Annotated in this window: 18 protein-coding genes and 1 tRNA gene; 5 read left to right on the top strand and 14 right to left on the bottom strand. The window is 74.2% G+C overall.

Annotation, left to right across the window (positions count from 1 at the left end):
* The first annotated feature begins 19 nt into the window (after window positions 1-19).
* Window positions 20-93: transfer RNA gene (locus ACZLKG_RS08870), tRNA-Leu, on the top strand.
* A 40-nt stretch (window positions 94-133) separates the two neighbouring features.
* Here the strand turns inward: ACZLKG_RS08870 and ACZLKG_RS08865 are convergent.
* From ACZLKG_RS08865 to ACZLKG_RS08845, 5 genes are all read right to left on the bottom strand, one after another.
* The gene (locus ACZLKG_RS08865; RefSeq protein WP_425709377.1) at window positions 134-1,255 is read right to left on the bottom strand and encodes a hypothetical protein; all 1,122 of its coding nucleotides are present in this window, start codon (window positions 1,253-1,255) and stop codon (window positions 134-136) included.
* 524 nt (window positions 1,256-1,779) lie between these two features.
* Window positions 1,780-2,484 (bottom strand): response regulator, encoded by a 705-nt coding sequence (locus ACZLKG_RS08860; protein ID WP_425709378.1) that lies wholly within the window; start codon window positions 2,482-2,484, stop codon window positions 1,780-1,782.
* Window positions 2,481-3,950 (bottom strand): sensor histidine kinase, encoded by a 1,470-nt coding sequence (locus ACZLKG_RS08855; RefSeq protein ID WP_463648539.1) that lies wholly within the window; start codon window positions 3,948-3,950, stop codon window positions 2,481-2,483. Before ACZLKG_RS08855 ends, ACZLKG_RS08860 begins: the two co-directional genes overlap by 4 nt.
* Window positions 3,951-3,958: 8 nt before the next feature.
* The gene (locus tag ACZLKG_RS08850) at window positions 3,959-4,786 is read right to left on the bottom strand and encodes an ABC transporter permease subunit (RefSeq protein WP_425709380.1); all 828 of its coding nucleotides are present in this window, start codon (window positions 4,784-4,786) and stop codon (window positions 3,959-3,961) included.
* A complete protein-coding gene (locus ACZLKG_RS08845) occupies window positions 4,783-5,709 on the bottom strand; it encodes an ABC transporter ATP-binding protein (protein WP_463648538.1) in 927 nt (308 codons plus the stop codon). The genes ACZLKG_RS08850 and ACZLKG_RS08845 overlap by 4 nt, the downstream gene beginning before the upstream one ends.
* Before the next feature lie 347 nt (window positions 5,710-6,056).
* Here ACZLKG_RS08845 and ACZLKG_RS08840 point away from each other — a divergent pair, with 347 nt between their 5' ends.
* A complete protein-coding gene (locus ACZLKG_RS08840; RefSeq protein WP_425709382.1) occupies window positions 6,057-6,959 on the top strand; it encodes a Bax inhibitor-1/YccA family protein in 903 nt (300 codons plus the stop codon).
* Between the two features lie 94 nt (window positions 6,960-7,053).
* On the opposite strand, the gene ACZLKG_RS08835 is transcribed toward ACZLKG_RS08840, so the two are convergent.
* The 3 genes from ACZLKG_RS08835 to ACZLKG_RS08825 all read right to left on the bottom strand — a co-directional run bounded on the left by ACZLKG_RS08835 (window position 7,054) and on the right by ACZLKG_RS08825 (window position 9,623).
* Window positions 7,054-7,464 carry an FKBP-type peptidyl-prolyl cis-trans isomerase gene (locus tag ACZLKG_RS08835; protein WP_425709383.1) on the bottom strand — a complete coding sequence of 137 codons (411 nt, stop codon included), beginning with the start codon at window positions 7,462-7,464 and terminating at the stop codon, window positions 7,054-7,056.
* 180 nt (window positions 7,465-7,644) lie between these two features.
* Window positions 7,645-8,274 (bottom strand): response regulator transcription factor, encoded by a 630-nt coding sequence (locus ACZLKG_RS08830; protein WP_425709384.1) that lies wholly within the window; start codon window positions 8,272-8,274, stop codon window positions 7,645-7,647.
* Complete coding sequence (locus tag ACZLKG_RS08825; RefSeq protein ID WP_425709385.1) at window positions 8,271-9,623, bottom strand: sensor histidine kinase; 1,353 nt, start codon at window positions 9,621-9,623, stop codon at window positions 8,271-8,273. Before ACZLKG_RS08825 ends, ACZLKG_RS08830 begins: the two co-directional genes overlap by 4 nt.
* A 107-nt stretch (window positions 9,624-9,730) precedes the next feature.
* Here ACZLKG_RS08825 and ACZLKG_RS08820 point away from each other — a divergent pair, with 107 nt between their 5' ends.
* Together ACZLKG_RS08820 and ACZLKG_RS08815 are read left to right on the top strand one after the other, a co-directional pair.
* Window positions 9,731-10,702 (top strand): hypothetical protein, encoded by a 972-nt coding sequence (locus ACZLKG_RS08820; RefSeq protein ID WP_425709386.1) that lies wholly within the window; start codon window positions 9,731-9,733, stop codon window positions 10,700-10,702.
* Between the two features lie 99 nt (window positions 10,703-10,801).
* Window positions 10,802-11,527 (top strand): M50 family metallopeptidase, encoded by a 726-nt coding sequence (locus ACZLKG_RS08815; RefSeq protein ID WP_425709387.1) that lies wholly within the window; start codon window positions 10,802-10,804, stop codon window positions 11,525-11,527.
* A 49-nt stretch (window positions 11,528-11,576) separates the two neighbouring features.
* Here ACZLKG_RS08815 and ACZLKG_RS08810 read toward each other — a convergent pair whose 3' ends face one another.
* Window positions 11,577-12,134 (bottom strand): hypothetical protein, encoded by a 558-nt coding sequence (locus ACZLKG_RS08810; RefSeq protein WP_425709388.1) that lies wholly within the window; start codon window positions 12,132-12,134, stop codon window positions 11,577-11,579.
* Window positions 12,135-12,141: 7 nt separating this feature from the next.
* A complete protein-coding gene (locus ACZLKG_RS08805) occupies window positions 12,142-13,344 on the bottom strand; it encodes a GNAT family N-acetyltransferase (protein ID WP_463648537.1) in 1,203 nt (400 codons plus the stop codon).
* A gap of 190 nt (window positions 13,345-13,534) precedes the next feature.
* On the opposite strand from ACZLKG_RS08805, the gene ACZLKG_RS08800 reads away from it, so the two are divergent.
* Window positions 13,535-13,996: a P-loop nucleotide/nucleoside kinase family protein gene (locus ACZLKG_RS08800; RefSeq protein WP_425709390.1), complete on the top strand. Its 462-nt coding sequence runs from the start codon at window positions 13,535-13,537 to the stop codon at window positions 13,994-13,996.
* Window positions 13,997-14,024: 28 nt separating this feature from the next.
* On the opposite strand, the gene ACZLKG_RS08795 is transcribed toward ACZLKG_RS08800, so the two are convergent.
* From ACZLKG_RS08795 to ACZLKG_RS08780, 4 genes are read right to left on the bottom strand one after another with little or no spacing between them, the layout of a single operon-like run.
* Window positions 14,025-15,611, bottom strand: coding sequence for an aspartate:alanine exchanger family transporter (locus ACZLKG_RS08795; protein WP_425709391.1), 1,587 nt, complete (start codon window positions 15,609-15,611; stop codon window positions 14,025-14,027).
* A gap of 57 nt (window positions 15,612-15,668) precedes the next feature.
* On the bottom strand, window positions 15,669-16,004 hold the full coding sequence (locus tag ACZLKG_RS08790; RefSeq protein ID WP_463648582.1) for a type II toxin-antitoxin system PemK/MazF family toxin: 336 nt from the start codon (window positions 16,002-16,004) through the stop codon (window positions 15,669-15,671).
* Window positions 15,995-16,213: a hypothetical protein gene (locus ACZLKG_RS08785; RefSeq protein ID WP_425709393.1), complete on the bottom strand. Its 219-nt coding sequence runs from the start codon at window positions 16,211-16,213 to the stop codon at window positions 15,995-15,997. Before ACZLKG_RS08785 ends, ACZLKG_RS08790 begins: the two co-directional genes overlap by 10 nt.
* A 39-nt stretch (window positions 16,214-16,252) precedes the next feature.
* The gene (locus tag ACZLKG_RS08780) at window positions 16,253-17,518 is read right to left on the bottom strand and encodes an LURP-one-related/scramblase family protein (protein ID WP_463648536.1); all 1,266 of its coding nucleotides are present in this window, start codon (window positions 17,516-17,518) and stop codon (window positions 16,253-16,255) included.
* Window positions 17,519-17,553: the final 35 nt, after the last annotated feature.

Here is a 17,553-nt window from a genome sequence, read left to right as displayed (position 1 = left end):
TGCCCCGCGGTCCGGGGGCGCCCCCATAGCCCAAACGGCAGAGGCAGCCGGCTTAAACCCGGCCCAGTGCGGGTTCGAGTCCCGCTGGGGGCACCGGAGGGTTCCGGCGCAACCCCAGTCACGGGGCGCGCGCTCACCGCCGGACCTCCTCCGCCGGCCGGGACTGCTGCGCCGGCCGGGCTTTCTCCGCCCGCCGGACCTTCTCCGCCGGCCGGACCTGCCTTGGTGCGCTGCTCATGAGCTCGACGACAGGGACGAGGGCCAGCTCCGTCCCGTCCGGCACGCGTTCGCGGATGCGGCGGATCGCGACGGACGGCTCGGCGGCCTCCGCGGCGGTGAGGTGGAGGACCTTGTGCCCTGCTCGCTCCAGGTCGCGGTCCCGTCGGCGCTCTCGAACGAGGGCGTCCGACGTCGCTGCGGGATCGGTGCCGTACTTGGTCCGTCCGTCGAACTCGACGACGAGCCACAGCGGCCGGCCGTCGTCCGACGTGCCGATCCTGATGGCGAGGTCGACCCACCAGCGGTGGTGCTCGGTCTCGATCCTGCACTGCTGGACCGCGTCACGCACGCCCCAGGTGAGCACGATCCACCGGAGGCGGGACTCCCACGCCGACTCCGACCACGGTGAGGCCCAGCGGATCAGTCGGATGGCGCGCCGGACGCCGCGAACCCCGGCGAAGTGCTCTCGGAGGCGTCCGATCAGGCGGGCGCGCAGAAGCTCGGCCTCTCGGTCCACCCGCTCACGCTCCCGCCGATCTGCGTGGCAGAGCTTGGCGAACGCGTGATCCAGAGGAACCATCGCGTGCTCCGGGTCGCGCAGCCGGGCGAGATCGATCGCGGTCCGCTCCAGGGTGGTGACGAGGATGCCGGCGATCGACTCGACGTCGTCGGACCGTACCGAGAATCGGTGGATCTCCACGTCGTCGGCGGACTCCCCGCTCGCACGCCCCGGGTACAGCACGGGCACCGTCGTCGGAAACTCCCACAGGTAGAGGCCGTGGAACGCCGCGGCCGACTCGAGAGCCAGCGCCCGCACCGATCGGGACTGCTGCTGCACCGCGACGCTCCTCGCTCGGTAGAGCTCACGCTGCCGATCGGCACCGCGAAGATCGCGCCGCACGACGGCGACAGCGCCGCGTCGAACCTTGACCGCCTCGTTCTCATGGTCGCCCGCGAGCGGATCCAGGCAGTGGCGGACGTCCCCCATCAGCAGGCGTGGCGTCGTCGGTCGGGGAGCCTGAGCTGCGCGCGTCATGCATCGGAGCCTGACCGGTGCCAACGGTGGGGTTGTCGAAACCCGACAGTTCCTGTGGACAGGAACGGACGGGCGGCACCTGTGGGGCTCTGGTGGTGGCGGGTAGGTCGAGTGAGCTGCCGGCGCGAGGTTGGGGGGCTGCCATCGCCGAGGTCGGCCGGTTGCCGCCCGTCGCGTCAGGGCGGTGGCCTCGAGGGCGCGGGTTGTGTGTCGAGGGCGCGGTGGACACGTCGAGTGGACCCCCGCCGTCGGTACTTTCGACACCTCGTCAGGGTCCTCGGTGGCGGACCGCGCTCTCGACGGCTGCACGGGACCTTGGCAGGGTGGTGGCGTCGAAGGTGTGGTGGACGTGTCGAGGGCGCGGGTTGTGTGTCGAGGGCGCGGTGGACACGTCGAGTGGACCCCCGCCGTCGGTACTTTCGACACCTCGTCAGGGTCCTCGGTGGCGGACCGCGCTCTCGACGGCTGCACGGGACCTCGGCGGGACACCGCGTCCTTGGCGATGCCGCCGCCGACCCCGCCGCTCAGGCCGGCTGGACGATCCCGGTCTCGTAGGCGAGGACGACGGCCTGGACCCGGTCGCGGAGGGCGAGCTTGCCCAGCACGGCGCCGACGTGGGTCTTGACCGTGGTCTCCGAGACGACGAGCTCGCCCGCGATCTCCGCGTTGGACAGGCCCTGGGCGAGCAGCGTGAACACCTCGAGCTCGCGGGAGGTGAGGCTGGCGATGCGCGGGTCGCGCTCGGCCGGCGTGCGCTCGCGGCCCGTGGCGGGCAGGCGGGGCCCGAACATCTCGAGCATGCGGCGGGTGATGCGCGGCGTGATGACGGCGTCGCCGCCGGCCACCCGGCGGATCGCCTCGACGAGGTCACCGGGCGGCGTGTCCTTGAGCAGGAACCCCGAGGCCCCGGCGCGCAGCCCGGCGAACGCGTACTCGTCGAAGTCGAAGGTCGTGAGGATGAGGATCCGGGCCTGCGGGTAGGACCGGACGATACGGGCCGTCGCGTCGATCCCGTTGAGCTCCGGCATGCGAACGTCCATGAGGATGACGTCGGGGTGCAGCGCTGCCGCCTGGGCCACCGCCGTGCGGCCGTCCCCGGCCTCGCCGACCACCTCGATGTCGTCCTCGGCGTCGAGCACCATGCGGAAGCCCATGCGCAGCAGGGCCTGGTCGTCCGCCAGCAGGACGGTGATCACGCCGCCGTCGGTACCTGCGTCCATCTCGGTCATGTCGTCCGTGCCTCCGTCGTCCCGGCGCCCACTCGCAGGCGCGCCTCCACCCGCCACCCAGTATCCGTCGGTCCGGCCACGACGTTGCCGTCGAACACGGCGGCGCGCTCGCGGATGCCGATGAGACCTCGGCCCGACCCGCCGGACGCGGGCGGCTCGTCGCCGGAGACGTTCTCCACCGTGATCGTCACCTGCCCGGCCGTGCGCGCCACCGTCACCGTGATCGAGGGCGAGCCGGGCGCGTAGCGCAGCACGTTGGTCAGGCACTCCTGGACGATGCGGTAGACCGTGAGGCTGAGCGTCGTGTCGTCGGGCAGCGGCGGGCCGGTGATGGTGACCGTCACCGGGAGGCCCGCCCCACGGAAGGACTCGACGAGGGTCTCGATGTCCCCGACCACGGGCTGCGGTGCCAGAGGGGCGTGGGCGCCAGGCAGGCCCGACCCGGCCCCGACGGCCGGTCCGGTCCCCGCGTCGTCGCGGAGCATGCCCACCATCCGTCGGGTGTCGCCGAGGGCCTCACGCCCGGTGCCGGCCAGTCGCTCGAGGGCCGCGCGCGCACGAGCGGGGTCGCGGTCCATCGTGCGTACCGCACCGTCGGCGAGCGTGACCATGACGGACAGGGAGTGCGCCAGCACGTCGTGCATCTCGCGCGCGATCCGGGTGCGCTCCGAGCTCACCGCGAGCTGCTCACGCTGGTCCCGCTCGAGCGCGAGGCGGCGGGCCCGGTCGCCGAGCTGTACGACGCGTCGCCGGCGTTCGCGCAGGTTCGAGCCCACGAGCGCGGCGACCGTGACGATGCCGGCGGCCTCGGCCCCGTCGAGGAGCCGGGTGCCCTCCCCACCGAAGGACAGGTTGGCGAGCACCGCGAAGGCGCTCGCGGACACGGCGGCGACGAGCGTGGTCCGGCCGGGCCGGTCGAGGCCGATCGTGAGGATGAGGACCGCGACGGCGACGATCTCGACCGGCGCGATGCGCGGCGTCGACAGGACGTCGAAGACCGGCATCGGGACCGAAGGGTCGTAGGACCAGACGGTGACGACCGCCGGGTCGGGCTCGAGCCCGGAGTCGCCGAGGCGCGCGAGGACGGGGACGACGAGGGCCGTGCCGAGGAGCACGAGCGGTGCGCGGCGGCGCAGGAGGACAGCCGATCCCAGGACGAGGGTCTGGATGATGCCGAGCACGGCGACCGGGGTGTACTGCTCGAGCGCCGCGATGATCGCCAGGCCCAGCATGACGGCGACGTAGGCGGTGGCGAGCGTGAGGTCGAGGACGACCGGGTTGCGGGCGACGGCCCGCCCGAGCGCCCCGAGCGGCACGGGGTCGGCGTCGGTCTCCGACCCGGTCGCGACCCGTGCCTCGAGGTCCGCACGCACCTGGGCGGGAGCCCCGCGGACCGTGCCCGGCGCGACCGGCCGTCCGGCCGGCGCCCCGGGCGGGCCGCCGGGCGTGACCTCGTCGACCGCCACCAGCGCCGTCAGGCGTCCCGGCGGACCAGGACTGCTCCGCCGACGGCGAGGGAGACCGCCGCCCAGGCGGTCGAGACCAACGCGCCGACCCCGTCGGAGTACGCCTTCTCCATCCCGAGCATCCCGACCTCGGGCGCGAGGTAGTCCGCGGCCACGTTGGAGGGCAGCAGGTCACGGATCGTGGCCACCCACTCCCACGGCAGCAGCTCGAGGATGATGGGCACGAGCATGAGCAGCACGAGCACGGCGGAGATGCCCCCCGCCGTGGACCGGAAGATCGCGCCGAAGCCCACCCCGACGATCCCGCAGGTCACGGTGTAGAGGACGAACAGGGCGATGACCTGCCACGTGCCGCTGTCGGTCAGGCTCACGCCCTGCCCCAGGGCGTCGCTGATGTAGGGGTTGCCGACGGCCCACGTCGCGAGGAACGCGACCAGGGTCTGCACCGCGAGGGCGATGACGATGAGGACCGTCTTGGCGGAGAGCACGGCGATGCGGCTCGGCTGCGCGGCGAGCGTGGAGCGGATCATCCCGGTGGAGTACTCCGACGTCATCGTCAGCACGCCGAGGATGGCGGACGTCGTCGCGAGGAGCCCGGCCACCAGCACGAGCAGGTAGACGCCGTCGATGTCCCCCAGCCCCGGGAACCCGGCCTGGTCGATCGAGTCGGTGATGCCCCAGACGGTGGCCCACTGGAACGCCACGTAGAGGACCACGCCGATGCCGAGGACCCACCACGTCGAGCGCAGCGAGAAGAACTTGATGAGCTCGGCCCTCAGCGTGCCGAACCAGGTGACCCTGCCGGTGGGTGCCGGCGGTGCGACGGCGGTGCTCATCGGGCCACCTCGCTGCGTCCGGTCTCGCCCGCGCGGTACTCGACCGAGTCGTGCGTGAGGGTCATGAACGCCTGCTCCAGGCTCGCGCTGCGGGGGCTGAGCTCGTGCAGCGCGACGCCGGCGTGCAGCGCGGCGTCGCCGATCTGCGGCGCGGCGACGTCCTCGACCTCGATCGTCTCGGCGTCGACCCGGCGGATCGTCGCCTGCTCCGGGAGGGTGCCGAGGAGCTGGTCGATCCCGGGGGAGCGGACGACGACGACGGGCCGAACGGACGCGTCGATGACGTCCTTGACGGGCCCCCCGGTGATGATGCGGCCCTTGCCGATGACGAGGAGCTGGTCCGCCGTCATGCTCATCTCGCTCATGAGGTGGGAGGAGATGAAGACGGTGCGGCCCTCCTCCGCGAGCCGGCGGACGAGCGTGCGGACCCACTGCACGCCCTCGGGGTCCAGGCCGTTGACCGGCTCGTCGAGGATGAGGACCTTCGGGTCACCGAGCAGCGCGGCGGCGATGCCGAGGCGCTGCCCCATGCCGAGGGAGAAGCCACCGACCCGCTTCTTCGCGACCCTGCCGATGCCGGCGAGCTCGATGACCTCGTCGACGCGTCGGCGGCCGATGCCGTGCGTGGTTGCCAGCGCCCGCAGGTGCGAGCGCGCGCTGCGACCGGGGTGGACGGCCTTCGCCTCGAGGAGGGCGCCGACCTCGTGCAGCGGCGCCCGCAGGTCCTGGTAGCGCTTCCCGTCGATCGTCACGCTCCCGGCGGTGGGCCGGTCGAGCCCGATCATCATCCGCATCGTCGTCGACTTGCCGGATCCGTTCGGGCCGAGGAAGCCGGTCACGGTCCCCGGGTGGATCTGGAAGCTCACCTGGTCGACGGCGAGCGTGTGCCCGTACCGTTTCGTCAGTCCCTGGGCCTCGATCATCTGGCGTCCCCTCGCGGGTCGGTCCGTCCGCGCGGCCGTTGCCGGCGGTGTGTTGCCCGCCAACCTAGTACGTGGCCCCTGCCGACCGGCACCCAGGACCGCACCGGACGGTGTCCCGGCACGGAGGCGCGGCACGGAGGCGCGGCACGGAGGCGCGGCACGACGCCGGGCACGACGCCGGGCACGGGCGCGTGGCACGACGCGCTACGCCCTGGGGTGAACTCACCCGGACGCACGCTGTCCTCGCGCGCGAGAACCGATACTCTGGGGTGGAGACACGCCGTCGGCGGACGACGTCGGTAGCGACACCCAGAACGCCCCCGTGCCTCAGCGGGTAGGAGGATCCCTTGAGCAACCCATACTTCAACCGGAGCGTGTTCTCCGACGATCCACGCCAGCGCAGTCGTGCCGGTGCCGGCACCAGCACGGTGCAGCAGGGCTACGCGCAGCCGGGCTATGGCCAGCCGGGCCAGGGCTACGGCCAGCAGACCCAGCCGGGCGCGACGCCCATGGGCGGGTTCGAGCAGCAGTACGCCGGTGCCGCGGCCGGACCGGTCGACACCGGTCGTCTGACGATCGACGACGTCATCGTCAAGTCCGGGATCGTCCTCGGCACCGTCATCCTCGTCGGCCTTGCCACCGCGTTCCTCGTGCCGATCGAGTCCGCGATGGCCCCGATGCTCATCGGTGCGATCGGTGGGCTGGTTCTGGGGCTCGTCAACGCCTTCCGGCGCAACCCGAGCCCGGGCCTCATCCTCGCCTACGCGGGGCTCCAGGGCCTGTTCCTCGGTGCCTTCTCCATGGTCATGGAGGGCATGTTCCCGGGCATCGTCATCCAGGCGGTCCTCGCCACGTTCGCGGTCGCCACGGTCACGCTGCTGCTCTACACGTCCCGCGCGGTGCGCGTGACGCCCAAGCTCACGCGCTTCATGCTCATCGGCATGGTCAGCTACGGCCTGTTCTCCCTGGTCAACCTCGGTCTCATGCTCTTCGGCGTCTCGGACGACCCGTGGGGCCTGCGGACCGGCGTCGAGATCATGGGCATCCCGCTCGGCATCCTCGTCGGCGCGTTCGCGGTGCTGCTGGCCTGCTTCAGCCTGCTGCACGACTTCGACTCCATCGAGCGCGGCGTCAAGGCGGGCGTGCCGAGCCGGTACGCGTGGGCCGCGGCCTTCGGTCTGGCCGTCACGCTCATCTGGCTCTACCTCGAGATCCTGCGCATCCTCGCGATCATCCGGGGCGGCGACTGATCCCGCCCACCCGCTGACGACGGCGGCCGGTCACCCTCGGGTGACCGGCCGCCGTCGTTCGTCGTCCGCCCGCTCCCGGGCGGCGACAGCTGTGTCAGTGGCGCTCGACGCCCACGATGTCGATGACGAACACGAGAGTGTCGCCGCCGCCGATGCCGGCCTGCGGGACGCCCCGCTCGCCGTAGCCGTGCTCCGGCGGGATCGACAGCAGCACCCGCGAGCCGACGGTCTTGCCCGGCAGGCCCTCGTCCCAGCCGCCGATGACGACGCCCATCCCGATGGGGAACGAGATCGTCTCGCCGCGCGGGTACGAGCTGTCGAAGACGCCGCCGCCCCACACCTGCCCGTGGTAGTTGACGACGATCGTGTCGCCGGCCTCGACGACCTCGCCGTCGCCGGCGGACAGGACCTCGACCTGGAGGCCCTCGGGTGCGGCGGGGGTCGGGAACGTGAGCGTCGGGCTCTCACCGAAGGAGCCGGACGCGGTGGGCAGCTGCTCGGACATGGACGTCCTCTCGTCTGGGGAGCCGCACGGGGCGGCGGGTGCGTCCACGCTACGTGAGGGGCGGCTCCGGCCGAGCACGGATCCGCGGAGCGCGGAACCGCGACGCGTGGGGCCCACGGCGTACAGGTCCGCGGAGACGTCCCCGCCGTGCACCGCGGCCCGGCGGGGCGAGCCCCACCGTCACCCCGGGTCGACGAAGCCCGAGGTGAACGCCCGCACCACCGCCTGCGTGCGGTCGCGGACGTCGAGCTTGGTCAGCAGCGAGCGGACGTGGGACTTCACGGTCTCGACCCCGAGGAACAGCTCGGCCCCGATCTCGGCGTTGCTCAGCCCCTGGGCGAGCAGTCGCAGGACGTCCTCCTCGCGCGCCGACAGCGCGGGCAGCCGGGACCGCTCGGGGCCCGTGCGGCGCACGAGGTCCTTGATCGACCGGGGCAGGAGGACCCCGTCGCTGGTGGCGACCGTGCGCACGGCGTGGACCAGCTGATCCGCGCCCGCCCGCTTGAGCAGGAACCCGTGCGCGCCGGCCTCGAGCGCGTCGAGCACGTACGAGTCGTGCTCGAACGTCGTGACCACGAGGATGCGCGGTGCGCCGTCGAGCCGCAGCAGCCGCCGGGTGGCCTCGATCCCGTCGATCCCCGGCATGCGCACGTCCATGACGACGACGTCGGGGGCGAGCCGGCGCGTGACCTCGACGGCGGCCGCCCCGTCCTCGGCCTCCCCGACGACGTCGAGGCCCTCGGCCCGCAGGATCGCCGTGAAGCCGGAGCGCACCATCGCGTCGTCGTCGACGACGAGGACCGTGGTCATGCTGCCTCCCCGGTGCGTGCGGGCAGGTGCGCCTCGAGCCGCCAGACCGGGTCGGACCCGGTGTCCGCCGGTCCGACGTCGAGGCTCCCTCCGCAGCCGGCGAGTCGCTCGCGCATGCCGACAAGCCCGCGACCGCCGCGCCGGCGGTCGGCCCCGTGGTCGGCCGCGGGATCGGGGCCACGGTCCGTCTCGCGGTCCGCGGGCAGCCCGTTGACGAGGAGGATCTCGATCCGGCCGTCGACGACCCGCACGTGCCCGGACGTGGCGCCGTCACCGTGCCGCCGGGCGTTGGTCAGGCCCTCCTGGACGATCCGGTAGGCGGTGGCGGCCGGTCCGGGGTCGAGAGCAACGTCGACGTCGACGACGACCGCACCCGTCCCGTCCGGCCCGAGGTCGCCGAGCAGGTCGACCACCCGGCCCAGGTCGCCGGAGGGCCCGCGCACCGCGCCCGACGCCGGGTCGGCCGCCCCCGGACCTGCCCCCGACGGCGTCGTCCGCGACGGCCCGATCCCCGACGCCGACCCGGGCGCGGGTGCCGCGTCCGGCCCGGGGGCGTCGGCCCTGCGCAGCGTCCCCAGGACCTCGTCGAGCTCGGCCACCGCGCGGCGCGTGGTCTCGGCGATCCGCCCGAGCGCCTCGCGCGCGAACGCCGGATCGTCGTCCGCGACCCGTGCCCCGGCCTCCGCCTGGACACCGATGGCGGTCAGCGCGTGCCCCACGGAGTCGTGCAGCTCGCGGGCGAGGTCGTTGGCCCTGACCAGGCGGGCGCGCTCCCGCTCGGCGTGCGCGAGCCGGTCCGCGGGCGTCGGGGAGAGCACCCGCAGGGCCAGGCGCTCGAGCAGCACCACGAGCAGCGGCTGCAGGGCGAGCCCCGCGACGAGGCACACCACCCCGAGCCCCACCAGCACCGCCTGGTGCGCGCCGAGAAGGATGAACGGCAGCGTGCCCGCGCGGGACCCGGGTGCCAGCGCGGCGACGACGAGCACCACCCCCTGCGGAACCGCCCACAGGAGCGCACCGAGGGAGAGGGTCCCGAGGACGATGACGACGAGCGCCCACAGCAGGCCGCGCGTCCGCGCCTCGAGGGACGTGGTGTCGACGGGCTCCGGCAGGTCGACCTTGAGCAGGCCGCGCGCGAGCGCGACCTCGGCCGTGCGGACCGGCGGGGCGAGCAGCAGCGCCCCGATCACCGCCACCGAGGCGAGCACGAGAACGGTCACCGCCACCCGCGCGGGGCCGTCGGAGGAGAGGATCGTGCTCACGAACCCGAACGCGAGCCACCCGACGAGCGCGCCGCAGGCGCCGCCCACCATGAGGTGGAGCAGCCCTCGGATCCAGCGGCCCGCCACCGGTCCATCGTGGCAGCCCTCGCCGCGCACGGGATCCCTCGCGCGAGGGAGCACGTCCACCCGCACGGGGGTGGTGGGGGCGCTCCGGCCGGCGGGACCGTACCGGCATGCACACCACCGACACGCAGAGCCCGCCGACGTACGACGACGAGAACCGCCGTCGCCCGACCCTGACCGACTCCTACCCGCCCGACCGGCACCCGCCCGACCGAGAGCCGGTCGCGGAGCTCCCGACCGTCGGGCCGGTGCAGCGCGCCCTGGCGACGTTCGCCGTCCTCATGACGCTCCCGTACCTCGGGCTGAAGATCGCGTGGCTCACCGGCTCCGACGTCGGGCTCTCCGTGCCCGGCTTCGGGCACAGCCCCGGGATGATCGCCCTCAACGTCGCCACCGCGGGCCTCGACGTCGTCGCGTTCGCGCTCGCCGTCGTGCTGCTGACGCGGCGCGGCTTCCGCGCGCCCGCGTGGCTCGTCGTCCCGCCCCTGTGGATCGGCGCCGGACTGCTCGGCCTCATCCTCGTCTCCCTGCCCGTCCACCTCGTGGCCGGGCTGATCGACCCGCCCGAGCCCACCACCGAGGTCCCGCCGATCGAGGGCTGGGTCTTCGGCATGGTCTACGCCGGGTTCGCGGGCCTCGGTGTCGGCCTCCTCGGCGCGTTCGCCCTCTACGCCTGGAAGCGGTGGGGGAGCCGACCGGTCCCGTCGAGCACCGGGGTGGCGCGGACGTGGCTTGCCGTCGCTGCGGCGGCCGTGCTCGGGTCCAGCGTGGTCCACCTCGTCGTCGCCGACGTCCCCGTGCTGCACCGGGTGGTCGACATCGTCGTCGGGGCGGTGGCGGCCGTCGCGCTGTGGGCGCTGCGCGGCGACCAGGTTTCCCGCGTGGTCGTCGTCCTCGCCTTCGCCGGCACGGGCGCGCTGGCGGCATGGGGCACCTACCTCGGCGTCGTCACGGTCGTGCCCAACAACCTCGTCGTCTATGACGACCTTCCGTGGGGCACCGTCGTGGCCTCCGCGCTGCGGGCGCTCGCCGGGATCGTCGGCGGGCTCGCGCTGCTCGCCCGGCTGCGCGGCCGACCCTGAGTGTGCACCGCCCGACCTGAGCCGTGAACCGCGGCACGATCGCCCGCCGTGGCCCGGACCCGACGTCCACGCACCCCTCGTCCTTGCGACGATGGGCGCGTGGACGTCGACCAGATCTGGCAGGCCGTGGTGGACCGGACCCGGCCCACCGGGACCCCCGAGGTGGGCGACTGGGCGCTGCTCGCCCTCGGGGCGGCGCTCGTCATCGTCCTGGTCCCCGTGCTCTGGCGTGTCGTGCGGCCGGCCGTCACCATCGCCCACGAGCTCGGCCACGCCGGGGTCGGCATCATCGTCGGCCGCCGGTTCACCGGCTTCGTCGTCAGCTCGGACATGTCCGGTCACGCGGTGACCGTCGGGCCGCGGCGCGGGCCCGGACGGGTCGCCACCACGTGGGCCGGCTACCCGGCGCCGGCCCTCATCGGCGCAGCACTGGTCAACGTCGCCCTGCGCGGAGGGGCGGGCGCCGCGCTGCTCGCCGCGCTCGTCGTGCTGCTCGTGTCCCTCGCGTTCTCCCGCTCCGTGCACACGGTGCTGGCGGTGCTCGGCGCGGCGGCCGTCGTCGGGGGCGTGTGGTGGTGGGGCGGCCCGGAGTGGGCCGCCGTGCTCACGCTCGCCGCCGGCGTGGTCCTGCTGCTGGGGGCGTGGCGGCACCTCGCGGCCGTGGCGACGTCGGGCCGACGCGGCGACGACCCCGCCCAGCTCGCCGACCTCACGAGCCTGCCGGCGTGGGTGTGGACCGCGACGTTCGCGGTCGTCTGCGCCGCCTGCACGTGGTGGGCGTGGACCGCACTGTCCCCGGTCCTCCCGGCCGACCTGCCGTTCTGACCGACCGTGCCGCGGGGACCGGCGGAGCTGCCGGGGCCACCGGACCCGATCAGGCTCTCGGAACGGACCGAACTCGCAGCAGGCGTCGCAGCGCGGCCCCGTAGGCGAGGCGGGCGACGACGGCGACCACCGGGTCGAGCAGCCGGGGCACGCCGCGGACCGCGAGCTCGGCGTCCCAGCGCACGATCGCGCCCTGCAGTCGGGCGTCGTTGGCGCCGGCCCGCCCGTGGGCGCCTCGAGGCGGCGGGTCGTCCGGCCGGGCGTCGTCACCGACCCGCGCGAGCACGACGCCCCGCAGCACCCGCCCGGTCTTGACGAACCGGACGGCACCACCGGCGCTGCCCGACCGACCGTCCTCGGTCACGCCGGCACCTTCCACCGCAGCCACACGGAGCCGGTCCACCACCATGGTGTCGTCCATCCGCAGCAGGCCAAGCGCGGTGCGCATCGTGAACTGCTCGCCCAGCCGGAGCGGTCCGCGGCGGTCGCGCCCGCGCAGGGTCGTCAGGGGCACGACGGACGCGTGCAGCTCCGGGTCGAGCACCCGGGCGAGGGCCTGCGCAGGGTCGAGCACGGTGCGGACCACCACCGCGTACCGGGCGCTCACGAGCAGCTCACAGCTCGCGCAGGAGGGTGTCCGCGCCGCCGGCCCCGCCGATCCGGACGAACCCGGCGCGCTCGTACAGGCGCCGCGCGGTGGAGTTGTCGCGCTCGACGCTCAGGCTCACCGCGCGGCGACCGTCGCGCCGCGCGCGCTCGAGGAGCACGGCGAGCAGCGCGGACCCGACGCCACCACCGCGCGCGGGCGGCTCGACGCCCATCGACAGCTCGGGGACGTCCTCGGCGACGAACCCGTACCCAGGCCTCACGGTGGGCATCAGGCGCAGCCAGGCGGCCCCGAGGACCGTTCCGTCGTCGTCCACCGCGACGACCCCGCCCTGGTCCGGGGTCCACCCGTCGACGTAGCGCGCGAGCGCGTCGTCGTCCCGCAGTCCCGCCACCGGCACGTCGCCGCTCCGCCAGCCCGCGGCGTGGGCCAGCGCGCGCCACAGGTGACCGGCGTCGTCGGCGTCGGCGGGCCGGACCGACCACGGCCGGCTGCGCGCGAGGAACACGTGCTCGCGGCCCGGCCGGTCCGGGGCGTCGCGCACGTCCTCGACGTCGAGGCCGACGCCGAGCAGGTCGGCCTCCACCTCGGTCCGGTCGCGGAAGCGCAGCGTCGAGTCGGACGTGATCACCTCCCCGGTCGCGTGGAAGGTGTGGGTGAGGCGGAAGCTCACCAGCGGCAGGGCGACGTCGGTGAGCGAGTACGCCTGCGTCACCTCACCGACCCCGGGGACGTCGAGCGTGGTCGGCGCGTACCGCTGCGCCCAGCTCTCCCACGCCCGGGTCTCGGGCCGCCGCGTCTCGAACGCAAGCAACCCGCCGGGCACGAGCGCGCGCCGCAGGTCCTTCAGCGTCGCCGACCAGTGGTCGTCGGTGAGGAAGACCTGGGCGACGTTCGCCGTCATGACCGCGAGATCCGCCCACCCGGTGGGCGCGTCCTCGGCCGTACCGACCACCCACCGCACGGCGTCGGCACCCGACTTGCCGCGGGCGACGTCGATCGACGCACCGGCAGGATCGATCCCGACGACGTCGCACCCCTCGTCCGCGAGCCGGACCGCGAGCGTGCCCGTGCCGCACCCGAGGTCGAGCACGCGCCGAGCCCCGGAGGTGCGGGCGATCTCGACGTAGGCGTCGAGGTCGGAGCGGTCGGGGTCGAACGGGTCGTACAGCGGGGCGAGTCGGGCGTCTTCGAAGATCGGGTCGGGCACGGACCCAGCCTCGCGCGCGATCGCGGCCCCGCGCCACCGCAATCCAGGCGCCATCGCATGCCCCGCGCCCCAGCGTTCACGGCTGCCACCGCATCGGCCGGGTTCACCGGCGGCACCACGGTTCCGGTGCCGCCGCCCGGCGCCCCCACGGCTCCCGCGCCGCCGTCGGACATCCCGTAGCCTCGGCGCCATGCCCCGCGTCGTCCTCATGTGCGGTCCCGCCGGCTCCGGCAAGTCGACCGTCGCCCGCGGGCTGGAGCGCGACGGGATGGTGCGGCTGTCGATCGACGCCGAGGCGTGGGCGCGCGGGGAACGCTCGATGCCGCTCGACCCGCGGGTGCTCGGCGAGATCGAGAGTGCCCTCCAGGTCCGGCTGCTCGACCTCGTCCGTGCGGGCCGCGACGTCGTCGTCGACCTCTCCTTCTGGTCCCGCGCGATGCGGGAGACGTACCGCGCGCTGCTGAGCGGCACCGGGGTGGTGCCCGAGACGATCTACCTGGCCACGCCGAGGGACGTGTGCCTCGCGCGGCTGCGAGCCCGCTCGGCGGCGCACCCGGACGACTTCGCCCTCGACCCGGAGCTCGCCGGGCAGTACCACGACCACCTCGAGGTGCCGACGCCGGACGAGGGTCCGCTCACGGTCCTGCGGTGAATCTCGCCCCGGCCGTGCCGCGGTGTGCTCACAGCGCGACGACGCCCTGCACCACGACGATCTTGACGACGACGCCGAGCGCGAACAGGGCGGAGTAGCCGGACTCGGCCCGGTCGTCGTCGGCGATCGACGTGACGTGCCCCAGCAGGACGGGTTGACCGATGAACCCGGCCATCGCGCCCGCCGTGCGGGGCGCCGACAGTCCGACGAGCCGCCCGAGTCCCCACAGCAGCGCGAGCACGAGGAGCAGCAGGACGACCGCGGTCCCGGCGACCGCCAGCCCGGTGAGCGTGAACGCGGTCGAGGCGAACGCCTGGCCGCTCGCGAGGCCGACGGTGGCGAGGAAGAACATGAGCCCGAACTGCCGGATCGTGAGGTTCGCCGCGAGCGGCATCGTCCACACGAGCGGTCCCGTGCGCTCGAGCCGGCCGAGCACGAGCCCGACGACGAGGGGCCCCGCCGCGCTCCCGAGCGCGAGGCTCGCCCCACCGCCGAGGGGCAGCGCGAGCAGGCCGACGGCGAGGCCCAGCGCGATCCCGAGGCCGAACGGGAGGAAGTCGACCTCCGTGACCCGGCGCTCGGAGTCGCCGAACAGTGCCCGCAGGTCCTGTAGCCGTTCCCGCGGGAACACGATACGGATGCGGTCGCCGAGCTGGAGGGTCATGTCGTGCTGGGCGAGGAGGTCCTTGTCGCCGCGGCGCACGCGCGTGATGACGCCCCCGAACCGGGCGGGGATCCGCAGGTCGGCCACCGTGCGGCCCGCCACGCCCGGGTCGGAGACGACGAACCGCCGGTAGGTGACGACCGAGTGGTCGTCGGCGAGGTCCGTGGGTGCCGCGGTGCCGAGGGACCGCGCGGCCGTGCGGACGGCGTCGGGCACGCCCACGAGCAGGACCCGGTCGCCCCCGCGCAGGGAGTCCTCCGGGTCCGCGACGGTCACCGCGCCGCCGCGCAGCAGGTAGCTCACGCGCACGCCCGCCGGGTCGCCCGGCAGGAACGCGATGCCGGGGATGTCGGCGATGGGCCGCGGCCGCTCGACGTCGACGGTCACGGTGAGCAGCCCGGCCGCCGAGAGCGGCGCCGGGTCGCGCGTGCCCGGGAGCGGGGTGCGTGCCACGCGCGAGAGCACGAGCAGGGTGACGACGACGGCGATCGGGTAGCTGATCGCGTAGCCCACGGCAGGGTCGGTCGAGCCGCCCAGCGCGTCCGTGGCGGCCGCCATCGCGGGCGTCGCCGTCAGTGCGCCGGAGAAGAGGCCGCCCGTGGTCCCGGCACCGAGGTCGAGGACCGTGCCGGCCACGACGGCGAGCGCGCCGAAGAGGACGACGAGCAGGGTCGCGCCACCCATGAGGGGGGCCTGGCGTCGCAGGTCGCGGAAGAACGAGGGGCCGGCGGCGATGCCGATCGTGTAGACGAACAGGGTGAGTCCGACGGCCTGCACGAGCCCGAGGCTCTCGCCGAGGCGGGGGTCGAGCGCGCCGAGCGCGAGCCCGACGAACAGGGCACCGGCGGCGCCGAACCGGAGCGGGCCGAACGGGACGGCGCCGAGCGCGGTGCCCAGCGCGACGACGACGAAGACCGTGAGGAGAGGGGCCGCCGCCAGGATGTCCAACACTCCGTCACGCTAGCCCGCGGCCCGAGGACCCGGCTGTGAGGTCGGCCGCCCTGCCGCTCAGTCGGTGAGGTGGTCGACCAGCCAGGACCGCACCTCGACCAGGCAGCGAGGCGAGACCCGCCCGAGCGGGGCCGCGAGCCGGTCGCGCGAGACGACGCGTACCTGCTCGGTCATCGCGAAGCTCGTCCGCGGCAGATCGACGTGGCCGCGCACCTCGACGTGGTTCGGCCACCCCCGGTCCGAGCTCGTCAGCGGGACCACCAGGGCGAGGGTGGTGACTGTTGCCAGGTACTCGTGACCCGCGACGACGAGCACGGGGCGCCGGCCACCCTGCTTTCGCCCGATCGTCGGGCGAGGACTCGCCCACCAAACGTCTCCCGGGCTCAGGTCCACGCGTCGCTCTGCCACTCGCGGACCTCGTCCAGGTAGTCCTGGTCCGGGGGGTTCGCGGCCATGGCCTCGCGCACGCGGGCGTATCGCTGGCGGCGCGCCTCCTCCTCCGCGAGTGCGGCGAGGTGCTCACCGAGCGTGCGTCCGCGGGCCGCCGCCTGTGCCTTCAGCGTGTCGCGCAGGTCGCTGGTGACCTTGATCGTCGTGGTCATACTCCGAGTATGACACCGACCCGTGATCGGGCCGCGCAGCTACCCCTTCTTGGCGCGGATGAGGTCCAGGGCGAGGGTCCCGCCGATGATCGCCAGGCGCTCGCGCGGACCGGCGTCGTCCTCGAGCCGGATGACGTAGCGGTCCTTCCCGGAGAAGAAGCCGGCCGGCTGCCTCGAGACCGCTCCCAGCGGGCGTTCGCCGTCGAGGATCTCGAAGTCCTGGTCGAACCCTCGGCCGCCGATCTCGAGCAGGGGGCCGTCCGTCACTGCGATCTCGACCCGCGTGGAGAAGAACGCCATGCGCTGGACGACCTCCGCGAGCGGGGAGCCGTCGGGGTCGGTGAGGGTGTACCGGTCGCTGCCCCAGGCGAGCGTGTCCACCACGTGCATGAGGAGCGTGTCGTCCGCGTCGGCGACCTCGAACGACCGGCTGCCGAACATGCTCGAGCCCGTGGTGCGGACGTGTCCGACCACCTGCTCGTGCTCGTCGAGGATGTCGAAGTCGTTCGACAGGAACGAGGTCACCTGGTGCATGACGACGACGTCCTGCTCGAGCAGAGCGGTGCTCCGGCCGCCGGAGGCCGGTGCCCCGTCGACGTGCGCGTGGTCCACGGGCGAGGCCGCGTCGTCGGGGGTGGTCGTGGGGCCGTGGCCGGCAGCGGCCGCCTCCCAGGTGCCGGCCGTCGCGACGGCGGTGCCGTCCGCCGCGGGTGCGGGATCCACCGTCTCCTCGGGCAGCGGCTCCGGGTCGGTCGACCAGAACGTGAGGGCCTCGGCAACCCGGTCCGGGTGCGGGTGGTCCTCGTTGAGCATCTGCAGGCTGACGACGCTCAGGTGGGGTGCGGATCGGCGGTCAGTCACGAGGAGCACCGGCGTGGGACCGAGCTCGCCGCGCACCTCGGGCGAGCCCAGTGCCGAGCCGAGGGCGGCGAACAGCTGGAACTCCCACTCCTCGCGCTCGGCGTCGGTGACGTTCGTGCGCGCCCAGTGGTCGAGCTCGGTCTCGATGGCGCGCAGCTCGGCCGATGCCGGGGTATCGACGGCCGGCCACCCGGCGGCCCACCAGTGGGCCCGGGCGTCGGTGCTGGAGTGGGCATCGGTGCTGGTGCCGGGGGCGGTGTCGACCGTGGTGTCGGAGCCGGGCGCGGTGGCCGGCGCCAGCACGGGCACCCATGACCTGCCGGACGAGTGCACGACGGCCGCCCCCGGAACGGTCCCGGGCTCCCGGCCGGCGACCAGCTCGTGGAACACGCGGGCGAGGGCCGCGCGCAGTCGGGGGGCGAGGCTCTCGAGGTAGGACTCCACGCCGTCACGGTAGCCAGGCGAGGCGACCGCCGACC

This window comes from Georgenia sp. Z2081, from assembly GCF_055326445.1.
The sequence above is the reverse complement of the archived record's forward strand: the minus strand, read 5'-3'. Positions and strand labels throughout refer to the sequence as shown.